The sequence below is a fragment of the Cupriavidus cauae genome (genome assembly GCF_008632125.1).
Taxonomy (GTDB): domain Bacteria; phylum Pseudomonadota; class Gammaproteobacteria; order Burkholderiales; family Burkholderiaceae; genus Cupriavidus; species Cupriavidus cauae.
Map to the genome: position 1 here is coordinate 1 of NZ_VWRN01000006.1, position 11,826 is coordinate 11,826.

Annotated in this window: 11 protein-coding genes; 10 read left to right on the forward strand and 1 reads right to left on the reverse strand. The window is 72.6% G+C overall.

What is annotated here, in order from left to right; translation table 11 throughout:
• Positions 1 to 483 (reverse strand): type II secretion system protein N (locus F1599_RS01470; RefSeq protein ID WP_150081938.1); only part of this gene is annotated, 483 nt, incomplete at its 3' end.
• Between the two features lie 400 nt (positions 484 to 883).
• Here F1599_RS01470 and gspG point away from each other — a divergent pair.
• The 10 genes from gspG to gspE all read left to right on the forward strand — a co-directional run bounded on the left by gspG (position 884) and on the right by gspE (position 11,698).
• Positions 884 to 1,372: a type II secretion system major pseudopilin GspG gene (gspG, locus tag F1599_RS01475; protein ID WP_149317569.1), complete on the forward strand. Its 489-nt coding sequence runs from the start codon at positions 884 to 886 to the stop codon at positions 1,370 to 1,372.
• A gap of 33 nt (positions 1,373 to 1,405) precedes the next feature.
• Positions 1,406 to 1,945, forward strand: coding sequence for a prepilin-type N-terminal cleavage/methylation domain-containing protein (locus F1599_RS01480; RefSeq protein WP_150081942.1), 540 nt, complete (start codon positions 1,406 to 1,408; stop codon positions 1,943 to 1,945).
• The gene (gene gspI / locus F1599_RS01485; RefSeq protein WP_149317567.1) at positions 1,942 to 2,367 is read left to right on the forward strand and encodes a type II secretion system minor pseudopilin GspI; all 426 of its coding nucleotides are present in this window, start codon (positions 1,942 to 1,944) and stop codon (positions 2,365 to 2,367) included. The genes F1599_RS01480 and gspI overlap by 4 nt, the downstream gene beginning before the upstream one ends.
• Entirely contained in the window at positions 2,345 to 3,028 is a 684-nt protein-coding gene (locus tag F1599_RS01490) for a PulJ/GspJ family protein (RefSeq protein WP_149317566.1), read from the forward strand. Before gspI ends, F1599_RS01490 begins: the two co-directional genes overlap by 23 nt.
• A gap of 13 nt (positions 3,029 to 3,041) precedes the next feature.
• Positions 3,042 to 4,061 (forward strand): type II secretion system minor pseudopilin GspK, encoded by a 1,020-nt coding sequence (gene gspK, locus F1599_RS01495; protein WP_150081945.1) that lies wholly within the window; start codon positions 3,042 to 3,044, stop codon positions 4,059 to 4,061.
• Between the two features lie 420 nt (positions 4,062 to 4,481).
• Positions 4,482 to 5,972, forward strand: coding sequence for a type II secretion system protein GspL (gspL, locus tag F1599_RS01500; RefSeq protein ID WP_150081947.1), 1,491 nt, complete (start codon positions 4,482 to 4,484; stop codon positions 5,970 to 5,972).
• Between the two features lie 121 nt (positions 5,973 to 6,093).
• The gene (locus F1599_RS01505) at positions 6,094 to 6,720 is read left to right on the forward strand and encodes a type II secretion system protein M (RefSeq protein ID WP_150081950.1); all 627 of its coding nucleotides are present in this window, start codon (positions 6,094 to 6,096) and stop codon (positions 6,718 to 6,720) included.
• A complete protein-coding gene (locus F1599_RS01510; RefSeq protein ID WP_150081953.1) occupies positions 6,720 to 7,550 on the forward strand; it encodes a type II secretion system protein N in 831 nt (276 codons plus the stop codon). The genes F1599_RS01505 and F1599_RS01510 overlap by 1 nt, the downstream gene beginning before the upstream one ends.
• Positions 7,551 to 7,599: 49 nt before the next feature.
• Entirely contained in the window at positions 7,600 to 9,984 is a 2,385-nt protein-coding gene (gspD, locus tag F1599_RS01515; protein ID WP_150081956.1) for a type II secretion system secretin GspD, read from the forward strand.
• 73 nt (positions 9,985 to 10,057) lie between these two features.
• Positions 10,058 to 11,698, forward strand: coding sequence for a type II secretion system ATPase GspE (gene gspE, locus F1599_RS01520; RefSeq protein ID WP_223819420.1), 1,641 nt, complete (start codon positions 10,058 to 10,060; stop codon positions 11,696 to 11,698).
• The last annotated feature ends 128 nt before the right edge of the window (positions 11,699 to 11,826 follow it).

Genomic DNA, 11,826 nt, shown 5'->3' on the forward strand with positions numbered 1-11,826 from the left:
CGCCAACGGCGCCGGCGTCGCCCGCGGCAGCGTACCGCGCGCCGCCAGCGGCCGGGCCGGCAAGGCAATCGTCTGGCGCGCGCCGTCGCGCTCGATCACGACCGCGCGGTCGCGGATCTCGACCAGCCGGATCTGCGGCGACAGCGCGGCGCCGGCGCGCAGCGCCTTGGGCGGACCGTTGTCGATCGACACCACCGCCGCGCCGCCGCCCACCGGGTCGGCGATCACGCCAAGCAGCTGCACGTCTCGCACGCCGGCTTGCGGACTGCCGCCGAACAGCGTCGCGATGGCGCCGGTCTCGACCGCCTCGGTCTGCGCCACGCGCGCGGTCTTCGGCACGGGGATCGTGTCCATCGCGCTGAAGGTCAGCACCCATCGCGTCGCCAGCGCGCACAGCGCGACGAACAGCAGCAGCGTGGCGATGCGCGGCAGCCAGGCGGCGCCGGCATCGAAACGGAAAGCGGATGGCAGGGACAGTGGCACGAGGTCGCGTCGGGCGGACCGGGATGGCCGCCGCAGGTTGTCGATGGCGGCAAGCGTAACAGAGCGTCATGGCGATTGTCTTGCAACCCGCATGACGGCGGCGGCCGCGGCCGTCGGGGCCGGCGCGGCAACGAACATGGCAGCCGGCGGGGCGACGACGCAGCAGCCGACGTGGCAGCCGGCGGGGCAACGACGCAGCAGCCGACGCGGCAGCCGGCGGCCGCAACGACGTAGCAGCCGACACGGCAACCAACGTGGCCGCCGACGGGGCCGCGATGTCGGTGCTCGTCGGGTACCGAGGCGTCACAAGCCGCGGGTATACTGGACGACCATCCACCGGTGCGCGACGCGGTCGCCGCGCCGGCTTCGACTCCGTCGACAACCTAGGCCTGAAAACCCGATGCGCAGAAACACTCCGTCCAGCTCCGCCCTCGCCCGACCCAGCCAACCCGCCGGCGCCGCCCGCCTGCGCCGCCGCCGTGCCGGCTTCACGCTGATCGAGATCATGGTGGTGATCGTGATTCTCGGCGTGCTGGCGGCACTGGTCGTGCCCAAGATCATGAGCCGCCCGGACGAAGCGCGCATCGTCGCGGCGCGCCAGGACATCTCGTCGATCATGCAGGCGCTGAAGCTGTACCGCCTCGACAACAGCCGCTACCCGACCACCGAACAGGGCCTGGCGGCGCTGGTCACCCGCCCCACCACCGAGCCGATCCCCAACAACTGGAAGGGCGGCGGCTATCTGGAAAAGCTGCCGCGCGACCCCTGGGGCCAGCCGTACCAGTATCTGAACCCCGGCGTGCGCGGGGAGATCGACGTGTTCAGCTTCGGTGCCGACGGCCAGGCCGGCGGCAATGGCAACGACGCCGATATCGGCAACTGGGACTAAGCGTCCCGCCGCCGGCTGACGCCCGTCTTCATCATGGCCACCGGCGCGCACCGCTCGCATCCATCGCAACCACCGTGCCCACCGGGCGCATCCCGTGCGCGGGGTGCATCGCGGAAGGGCTCGCGCGGCTTCACGCTGCTCGAACTGCTGGTGGTGATGGTGCTGGCCGGCATCGTGGTGTCGATGGTGGCGATCAACGCCACGCCCAATGAGCGCGGCCGCATCCTCGACGATGGCCAGAAGGTCGCCCGCCTGTTCGAACTCGCGCAGGAAGAGGCGCAGCTGCGCGCCCGGCCGCTGGCCTGGGAAGCCGATCCGCAGGGCTGGCGCTTCCTCGAGGCCACGCCGTCCGGCTGGATGCCGCTGCTCGACGACGTCTTCGCGCCGGGCCAGTGGCGGCTGCCGCTGGACCAGGTCGCGGTGACCGCCGGCGCCGCCGGCCAGGGCGGCGCCCGGCTGGTATTCGGCCGCGAGTGGATCGACGCGCCGCGGCAGCTGGTGCTGGTACGCGGCAATATCCGCGTAGAGGTGACCGGCGACGGCACCGGCCGCTATTTCGCCAGCGCGCAATGACTCCACACCGCCGCGCCCGCCTTCGCGCGGGAACGCCAAGCCGCCGCCCGCGCGGCTTCACGCTGATCGAGGTACTGGTCGCGCTGACTATCCTGGCGGTCGCGCTGACCGCCGCGATGCGCGCGATGGGCTCGATGATCGAGGCAGGCGGCTCGCTGCAGCAGCGCATGCTGGCCGGCTGGAGCGCCGACAACCAGCTGGTCGCGCTGCGCCTGACCAAGACCTGGCCCGAGCCCGGCACGCGCGGCGCGCCCTGCCCGCAGGGCGGCATCGTGCTCTATTGCGAGCAGACCGTCGCGCCGACGCCGAACCCCGCCTTCCGCCGCGTCGAGATCGCGGTCTATCCGTCCGCCGAGGACCGCTCGGTGCGGCTCGCCTGGCTGGTCACCATCGTCCCCAATGAAACGCGCAACCTGCTCTGAAGCGCGCGGCTTCACGCTGATCGAGATGCTGGTCGCCATCACGCTGCTGGCCGTGATGGCGGTGATGGGCTGGCGCGGTCTCGACGCGATGACGCGCGGCCGCGAGCGCCTGGTCGACCATGACCAGCGGCTCGATGCGCTCAAGCTGCTGTACGGCCAGTTCCAGACCGATTGCGAGAACCTGGCCCGTCCCGAGGCGCTGCAGCAAAGCCCGGTCGAACTCGAGGACGGCCGGCTGCTGCTGGTGCGCGACCGCCGCGAGCCGGGGCTGCCCGGCGCCTGGCAGGTGGTGGCCTACCGGGTCGAGAACGGCGCCGTGGTGCGCGCCGCTTCCCCGCCGCTGGACAACCGCCAGGGCGTGCAGGCGGCGTTGATCGCGCTGCGCCAGCCGGGCGGCGGCGGCGAGCTGGTGCGGCCGCTGGTGCCCAACGCGGAAGGGCTGGTCGCGCGCGCCTGGGTCGAGCCCGGCGGCTGGCGCGATACCAGCGGCGAGCTGCGCGCCGCGCTGCGGATCGGCGCGGCCAGCGCGGTGCCGGCCAGCAATGCGCAGATCGGCGTCCCGGCCGGCGCGCTGCGCGGGCTGGAGCTGGTGGTGCTGGCGCGAATGGGCGACGGCGACACGCCGCGCCGCTTCGACAAGCTGTGCATGACGGGCCAGTGAGCATGAGCACGCCATGAACGGCAGCCCCCGTTTCCCGTCCCTCCGGCCGCGGGCCGGCCGCCAGCGCGGCGCGGCCGTGGTCACCGCGCTGCTGATCGTCACGCTGGCCGTGGTGGTGGTGTCCGGCCTGCTTTGGCGCCAGCAGGTGCAGATCCGCTCGGTCGAGAACCAGCGCCTGGCGGCCCAGGCCGCCTGGATCGAGCGGGCCGCGGTGGATTGGGCGCGGCTGATCCTGCGCGACGACCTGCGCCGCTCCAACGTCGACCATCTCGGCGAGCCGTGGGCCGTGCCGATCGCCGAGACGCGGCTGTCGGACTTCCTCGGCTCCGCGCTGCGCACCGACCGCGCCGGCGAGACCTCCTTCCTGTCCGGCCGCATTCTCGACGCGCAGGCCCGCTTCAACCTGCGCAATCTGATCACCACCACCGCGGGCGCCAACGGCGGCATCTCGGTGACCATCGACCCGGCCGGGCTCGCGGCCTATCGGCGTCTGCTGCGCGTGCTGGGCCTGAACCAGGGGCTGGCGGAGGCGACCGCGCGCCATCTGCTCCAGGCCGAGCGGGCCGGCGCCGGCCGCGCCGGGCTGCGGCCGCCCGACACCCTGGCGGACCTGATGGCCATCCCCGGCTACGAGCCCGACATGCTGCCGGTGCTCGAGCCCTTCGTCGACCTGCTGCCGGACCGCACGCCGGTCAACGCCAACACCGCCGACCCGGAAGTGCTGGCCGCGGTCATCGACAAGCTGCCGCTGGACCGCGCCCGCGAACTGGTGCGCCAGCGCGATCGTGCCTATTTCAACAACGTGGGCGACCTGCAGACGCAGTTGCGCGCGATCGCGCCGCAGGCCGATGCCAGCGTCGGCACCGCGCTGGAAACGCGCTCGCACTACTTCCTGATCTACGGCCTGATCCGCCACGAGCGGGCGATCCGGATGCAGGTCTCGCTGGTGCGGCGCGCGGCGGTCCTGGGCAGCGCCCAGGCGACGCAGGTGGTCTGGACGCGCGACCTCGAGCGGATGCCGGAGTTGCGATGAGGGCGATGACGGCAATGAGCGCGATGAGGGCGGCGACCGGGGCGACGACCGGGGCAACGACCGGGGCGGCGACCGGGCGACGAGCGGGGCGACGAGCGGGGCGATGAAGGCGACGAAAGCGATGGCGCCGATCGACATCCCTTGCCCGGAACACCCGCGCCGCCGGCACTGCGGCCCGCCGCACGCTGCCGAAACGGTTGACGCGAATCCGCCACAAAGGCAAGGTATGCTGATGCCTTGGCGGAAAGGCATTTACCGGCACCCGGCTGTGCGCACGGCGATCGCCGCCGGCACAGCGGGCACCGCCGACACCGGACCGGCCCGTGCCTTCGCACGAAACCGGACCAGCTTGCAGACGCGCCCCCGGGCCGTCGACGATTCCGCCGTCCATCTTTACTGCCGCGCAGCCCCAAGGAAACCTTGAGCACCACCCTGTTCGTCCGCCTGCCGCATCGCCCCCACGATCAACCGCAGCCCTGGCGCTTCGGGGCGCTGCCGTTCGCGCTGGTGCGCGATGCCGCGGCCGCCCAGGGCCGGCGCGAGCGGACCCCGGCCACCGGCCACCTGTTGCGCGAGGGCTACGCGCCGATCGCCGAGCTGCCGCCGGCCGACCGGCTGGTGCTGATCGTCGCCGCCGCCGACGTGCTGGTGACCGCCGCCGCGGTGCCGCCGCTGGCGCCAAACCGGCTCAAGCTCGCGCTGCCGAACCTGGTCGAGGATTCGCTGGCGGCCGATGCGCAGGCCTGCCATATCGCGGTCGGGCCCGAGGCCCCGCAAGCCGGCGCCGATGCCACCAGCGCCGCAGCCGCCGCGCGCGGTCCGCGCCGCCGCCTGCTGATGGTGACCGAACGCGCCTGGCTGCGCGCGGTGCTCGACGCCTTCGCCGAACACCGCCATCGCCGCCGCCATCTGCTGCCCGCGCAGTTCTGCCTGCCGCTGGCTGATAGCGAGTCCGAGGGCGGTGGCACGGCGGCTCCGGCCAACGCATCCGGTCCGGCCGAGCCCTCGGCTGCGCCCGAAGCCGCCTCCCCGTCCGAGCCGCCCGCCACGCTGGCGCTCGAAGCCGCCTCCAGCGCACTGGCCGCCGCCGCGCCCCTGCTCGAAGGGGAAATGGGCACCGGCGGCACCGGCGCCGGCACCGGCCATGCCGCGCCGTTCTGGCAACTGACCGTGCGCACCGAACGCTATCAGGGCTACGGCCTGCTGCTCAGCGACGACGCACTGGCCGCCTGGCAGGCGCTGGCGCCGGCCGGCATCTGGTACGGCGACCGCGAGGCGGCCGCGCTGCCGACGCTGACCTCGGTACGCCCGCTCGGCTGGCCGGTCTGGATCGAAGGGGCGCAGGCGAGCCTGCGCGAGCCCTCGCTGGATCTGGCGCAGTTCGACTTCGCGCAGGGCCGCGCCGACCGCTGGAACCTGCGCGCCTGGCGCGCGCCGCTGGCGCTGGCCGCCGCGCTGCTGGTCGTCCATCTGGTCGCGCTGAACATCCACTGGCTGATGCTGCGCGGCGAACAGGCGCGGCTGCAGCAGGCCCAGACCCAGCTGCTGCGCAGCGCCTTCCCGCGCATGCCGGTGGTGGTCGACCCGCCGCTGCAGATGCGCCGCCAGGTCGAACAGCTGCGCCTGGCCAGCGGCCGCAGCACGCCCGACGATTTCCTGCCGCTGGCCGACCGTTTCGCCCAGGCCGGCCGCCAGTTGCCGCCCGACGCGCTGCTCGCCCTCGAGTACCGCGGCCGCGCACTGCACGCGACGCTCAAGCCGGGCACCGATACCAATGCGCTGCGCCAGGCCGCGCGCCAGGCGGGACTGTCGATGGAAGAAGACCGCGCGCCGGCCGACACGGGCCGCTCCGGCGGCGGCCCCGCGCCCGCCGGCTCGCGCTGGATCATCAAGCCGGGATCGCTGTCGTGATGCGCGCCATTTGCTCCCTCCCCGCCATGTCCGCCATCCCAGCCATGCCCGGCCTCCGCGCCATGTCCGGCCTTTTTGCCATGGCCGCCCTCCCGGCCATGTCCGCTCACCAGGCAACACCATGAACGACCGCGCGCACGATCGGCCCACGTCCGCCGCCGCCTCGCGGACCCGCTCAACCGCCGGCCTGGCCGCGCGGCTCGGCAAGCTGCGCCCGCGCCTGCCCGCCCGCTGGCGCGAGCAGGCCGAGGCCTTCTGGACCGCCCGCAACCCGCGCGAGCAGACCCTGCTGGCGGTCGGCGGCGCGCTGCTGGCGCTGACGATCGGCTACAGCGTGTTGTGGGAACCGGCCGCCGAAGGCCGCGAGCGGCTGCAGAGGAGCCTGCCGCAACTGCGCGCCGAGCTGGCCGAGATGGAAACGCTGGCGCAAGAGGCGCGCGGCCTGTCGGCAAGCCCCGCGCCGGCGTTGCGCGGCGAGGCGCTGGTGCAGGCGCTGCGCGACGGCCTGTCCCAGCATGGCCTGACCGCCAGCCGGGTCGCGCCGACCGGCGACAACACGGTGCAGGTCCAGCTCGACAAGGTGCCGTTCGGCGCGGTGGCCGCCTGGCTGTCGGACGTGCGGCAGCAGCAGCGGCTGAAGGTCACCGACGCCCGCATTGTCTACGTCGGCGCCACCGCCGTCGTCAACGTCACCGCCACCTTGCAGGGACCCGCCGCCGGGCCCGAACGTCCGGGTGGACGTGGCTGATGGCGCGCCTGGAAGCCCTGCGCCTGCGGCGACGCGAGCCGCGGCCTGCCCGCCGCCGCGGCATGCTGCGCTGGGCGCTGCTGGGCCTGGCCACGGTCGCGGTGACGGTGATTGCCGCGCTGCCGGCGGCCTGGATCGCCGACACCGTCGCCAGCCGGACCGAGGGCCGGGTGCTGCTGGCCGATGCCGCCGGCTCGCTCTGGCGCGGCAGCGCCACGCTGGCGCTGTCGGCCGGCGCCGGCAGCCGCACCGCCACGGTCCTGCCCGGCCGCCTGCAGTGGCAGGTCGCGTTCTGGCCGCTGCTGACCGGCTCGCTGCGGCTGGTCGCGCAGCACACCGAGGCGATGCCCGCCCCCGTCACCGTCACGGTGACGCCGGCCGGCTGGCACGCCCAGTCGGGCTCGATGCGGCTGCCGGCCTCGCTGCTCGAGGGCATCGGCGCGCCGTTCAACACGCTGCGCCCGGACGGCGCGATGCGGCTGGACTGGAGCGCGCTGGAGGGCCGCTTTCGCGGGGACAAGTCCGATGGCGGCCGGCCGGCGGGGATGTACGGCCACCTGACGCTTCGCATCGACCAAGTATCATCGGCCGTCAGCCGTCTGCGGCCGCTCGGCAGCTACCGCGCCGAAATCGACTGGAGCGGCGCCACTGGCATGCTCAGGCTGTCGACCGTGGCGGGCCCGCTGCACCTGGAGGGCGGCGGACCGCTGGGCCGCCAGGCGCGCTTCGAGGGCACCGCCCACGCGGACCCGGACGCCGCCAATCAGTTGGCCTCCCTATTGAGCCTGCTGGGAAGACGTGAGAACAATGTGACCAGGCTGCGCTTCTGACCCGGCGCAAGGCACCGCCAAGCACCGGAATGCGCAACCAACCGAGCTTATGACGACAACAGACCGACGCCCCATCCTGCCTACCGCCTGCGCGCGCGCCGTCACGGCGCTGTGCGCCCTGTCGCTGATGGCGCCGGCCCCGCTCTGGGCGCAGGCACCCGGACCGGCGAGCCCCGCCGTGCCGGCGCCGCCCGACGTCACGCCGCGCAACCGCGACCAGGTCGTGCTCAACTTCGTCAACGCGGATCTGGAGGCGGTCGTGCGCGCCGTGGGCCAGGCCACCGGCAAGAACTTCGTGATCGACCCGCGCGTCAAGGGCACCGTCAACCTGGTGACCGAGGCGCCGGTGTCGCGGGCGCAGGCGCTGGAGACGCTGGGCTCGGTGCTGCGGATGCAGGGCTATGCGATGGTCGAGGCCAACGGCTTCACCAAGGTCGTGCCCGAGGCCGACGCCAAGCTGCAGGGCTCGCCCACCGTGGTCGGCGCGGGCGCCAGCCGCGGCGGCCAGGTGGTGACGCAGGTGTTCCGGCTGAACTACGAGTCGGCCAACGCGCTGGTGCCGGTGCTGCGGCCGATGATCGCGCCGAACAACACCATCACGGCCTATCCGGCCAACAACACGCTGGTGATCACCGACTATGCCGACAACCTGCGCCGCATCGCGCGGATCATCTCGGCGATCGATGCGCCCGCGTCGGGCGAGGTCGAGCTGATCCCGCTGAAGTACGCGATCGCGAGCGACGCCGCGGTGGTGCTGCAGCGCCTGCTCGATCCGGGCGCGGCCGGCGGCGCGCCGGGCGGCGCGGCGGGCCCCGCCGTCGATGCCAGCCTGCGCACCTCGGTGGTCGCCGAGCCGCGCAGCAACGCGCTGCTGGTGCGCGCCACCAGCCGGGCGCGCCTGCAGCAGGCGCGCCAGCTGATCGAGAAGCTGGACCAGCCGCACGCGCGCCCCGGCAACATCTGGGTGGTGCCGCTGAAGAACGCCGATGCGGTCAAGCTGGCGCCGACGCTGCGCGCGATCGTCGCCGCCGACGCCAGCTTCAATGTCGCGCAGCAGGGCCAGGGCGGCATCGGCGGCATCGCCGGCGCCGTGGGCGGGGCCGCCGGCATGGCCGGCACGCAGAACATCGCGGCGCCGACCGGGCAGTTCACCGGCGGCACCAGCGGGATGGGCGGCTACGGCCGCACCGGCAGCACCGGCGGCGGCTTCGGCGGCGGCACCGGCGGGACCGGCTCGGCCTTCTCGGCCTCGTTCGCGCCGAACCAGATTCCGACCACCGGCGGCATCATCCAGGCCGATCCGTCGACCAACTCGCTGATCATCACCGCCAGCGAGGCGGTCTACCGCAGCCTGCGCGCGGTGATCGACGACCTCGACGCGCGCCGCGCGCAGGTCTACATCGAATCGATGATCGTCGAGGTGACCTCGACCCAGGCGGCCGAGCTCGGCATCCAGTGGCAAGGCATCCTGAGCTCCTCGGGCGGCAACAACAACTTCTTCGCCGGCACCAATTTCGGCACCGGCGGCAGCAACATCATCAACCTGAGCGGCGCGGTCTACGACATCTCGCAGAACGGCGCGGCGGGGATCGAACGGGCGGCCCAACTGGTGCCCGACATCGGCGGCCTGAACCTGGGCGTGGTCAACCGCGCGCTCGGCCTGGGCGCGCTGCTGCGCGCGCTGGGCAGCCAGGGCAGCGTCAACCTGCTGTCGACGCCGAACCTGATCACGCTGGAGAACGAGGAAGCCAAGATCCTGATCGGCCAGAACATTCCGATCACGACCGGCTCGTACGCGCAGAACAACGCGGTCGGCGGCGGCACGCCGTTCAACACGTTCGACCGCAAGGATGTCGGCATCACGCTGCGGGTCAAGCCGCAGATCACCGACGGTGGGCTGGTCAAGCTGCAGATCTACCAGGAGTCGTCGTCGGTGGTGCCCGGCACGACCAACCTGATCCAGGGTCCGACCACCAATGTGCGTTCGATCGAGACCAATGTGCTGGTCAATGACGGACAGATCATCGTGCTGGGCGGCCTGATCGAGGACAACTACGGCGACGGCGTGCAGAAGGTGCCGGGCCTGGGCGACCTGCCGTGGATCGGCGGGCTGTTCCGCTACGAGAACAAGTCGCGCGCGAAGACCAACCTGCTGGTCTTCCTGCGCCCCTACGTGATGCGCACCTCCGGCGCGACCGACCGCATCACGCAGGACCGCTATGGCTATATCCGCGGCGAGCAGCAGGGCTTCGTCTCGCCGAACATGATGATGCGCGACACGCAGACGCCGGTGCTGCCGCCGGCCGAGGCGCCCACCGCGCCGTTCGTCGACCCGCGCAACAACGGCCCGGTGCCCGGTCCGCTGCCGCTCGAGCAGACGCTGCCGCCGCCGGGCCCGACCTCGCGCGCGCCCAACCAGGGCGAGGGCGCCTGAGCGGCGGGCTCGACCACAGAGGCAAACCACGATGGCGACACTGCCCTCCTCCGTTCCCGGCGCAGCTTCCGGCATGGCTTCCGGCGCAACTTCCGGCGCAACTTCCGGCGCGACTTCGGGCGATATCCTCGGCGATACCCCGGCCGGCACGGTCGGGGGCACGCTTGCCGGTGCCGGTGCCGGTGCCGGTGGCGCTGCAGTTGCCGCTGCCGTTGCCGAAACGCCGCTGTCCTCGCCGATCGCCGCGCGCCTGGTGCCCTACGGCTTCGCGCGCGAGGCAAAGCTGCTGGTCGCGCATCAGCGCGCCGACGGGCTCGAGGTCTGGGTCAGCCGTTCGACCTCGCCGGCGGCGCTGGCCGAGCTGGCGCGCGTGCACGGACCGCTGCATCTGCGCGTGCTTGACCCGCAGGCGCTGGAACACGCGATGTCCGACGCCTACAACCGCCAGGACGGCACCGCCGCGCAGGTGGTCGGCGAAGTCGAGGGCGAGGTCGATCTGTCGCGGCTGATGCAGGACATCCCCGCGGTCGAGGACCTGCTCGAATCGGAAGACGACGCGCCGATCATCCGCATGATCAACGCGCTGCTGACGCAGGCCGCGCGCGAAGGCGCCTCGGATATCCACATCGAGCCGTTCGAATCGGCCTCGGTGGTGCGCTTTCGCGTCGACGGCACGCTGCGCGACGTGGTGCGGCCGAAGAAGGCGCTGCATGGCGCGCTGATCTCGCGCATCAAGATCATGGCGCAGCTCGATATCGCCGAGAAGCGGCTGCCGCAGGATGGCCGCATCACGCTGCGCGTGGGGGGGCGCCCGGTGGACGTGCGGGTGTCGACGCTGCCGACCGGCCATGGCGAGCGCGCGGTGCTGCGTCTGCTGGACAAGGAGGCCGGCCGGCTCGACCTGGCCAAGCTGGGCATGGCGCCCGGCACGCTGACCGCCTTCGACGACCTGATCCGCCAGCCGCACGGCATCGTGCTGGTGACCGGCCCGACGGGCTCGGGCAAGACCACCACGCTGTACGCGGCGCTGTCGCGGCTCGATGCGCGCACCACCAACATCATGACGGTCGAGGACCCGATCGAGTACGACCTCGACGGCATCGGCCAGACCCAGGTCAACGCGCGCATCGACATGACCTTCGCCAAGGCGCTGCGCGCGATCCTGCGGCAGGATCCGGACGTGGTGATGATCGGCGAAATCCGCGACCTGGAGACCGCGCAGATCGCGGTGCAGGCCTCGCTGACCGGCCACCTGGTGCTGGCGACGCTGCACACCAACGACTCCGCCTCGGCCGTGACCCGCCTGGTCGATATGGGGATCGAGCCCTTCCTGCTGTCGTCGTCGCTGCTGGGCGTGCTGGCGCAGCGGCTGGTACGGCGGCTGTGTCCGCACTGCAAGCGCGAGGAGACCATCGCGGTGACGCCCGCCGAGGCGGACACGCTGCTGGCCGAGGGCAAGCCGCTGCAGAAGCTGTGGCACCCGGTCGGCTGCGACAAGTGCGGGCAGTCGGGCTACCAGGGGCGGATGGGCGTCTACGAGCTGCTGGTGGTCGACGACCGCATCCGCACGATGATCCATCGCCAGTCGCCCGAATCGGAAATCAAGCAGACGGCGCTCGCCAACGGCATGCACACGATGCGCGGCGATGCGCAGCGCTGGATCGACAGCGGCGCGACCTCGCTGGAAGAGGTGCTGCGCGTGACGCGCGATTGAAGCCGCGATGGAACGCTTGCGATCGCGCCCCGTGCCGGGTTCCGTGCCTTCGACCTCCGTGGCTTCGACCTCCGTGCCTTCGACCTCCATGCCTTCGACCTCCGTGCCCTCGATCCACGTGCCGTCGA